1 protein-coding gene is annotated in these 676 nt (G+C 70.0%); it reads left to right on the top strand.

The genetic code is table 11. From position 1 onward, the window contains the following. Positions 1–36: 36 nt before the first annotated feature. Positions 37–676, top strand: a 640-nt coding sequence (locus G5C51_RS44215) for a cytochrome P450 (RefSeq protein ID WP_165246271.1), incomplete at its 3' end; no start/stop codon positions are given.

Consider the following 676-nt stretch of genomic DNA (forward strand, 5'->3'; position numbering starts at 1 on the left):
ACGGGGTTGGCGGGCCGAGAGCGGGTGGATCTGGCGGTGGACTTCGCTCAGCCGTTGCCGGTTGCGGTGCTTGCCGGGTTGCTTGGGGTCGGGGGCGAGTTGGTTTCTTGGCTGGGGCGGCGGCTCGATGCGATGAGTCCGGCGAATGATCATCTTGCTGAGGGAGTGGAGCTGGCTGCTGCTGACCGCGCGGCGCGGGAAGTCGGTGAATTCGCGGCGGCGCTGCTCGCCGATCCGCCGCGGGGAGCGCCGTTGGCGCCGATGCTCGCGGAGCTGGCGGGGGCGCCGTATCCGGGGGAGGTGCGTGCCGCCAACCTGATCATGCTGCTGGCCGCCGGCACCGAGACGGCGCGGTCGATGCTGGCGCATGCGCTGCATGTGCTGATCCACGATCCGGTGATGGCTGAGGTTTTGCGGGTCGAACCCGGGCTTGTGCCCGGCTTTGTCGCCGAGATGCTGCGGACCCAGCCGCCCGCGCATGTGACTTCGCGGTGGACGTCGTGTCCTGTTGAGCTCGCGGGTGCGGGGGTGCCGGCCGGTCGGCTGGTCCTGGTGCTGCTGGCTGCTGCCAATCGGGATCCTGGGCGCTTTCCTGATCCGGGTGGCTTTTCGGTGCGGCGGGGGGATGACGGGCTGGCCTTTGGGATGGGGCGGCATTACTGCCTGGGAGCCGGGT

It is taken from the genome of Streptomyces coryli (assembly GCF_011044975.1).
In the GTDB taxonomy this organism is placed as follows: Bacteria; Actinomycetota; Actinomycetes; order Streptomycetales; family Streptomycetaceae; genus Streptomyces; species Streptomyces coryli.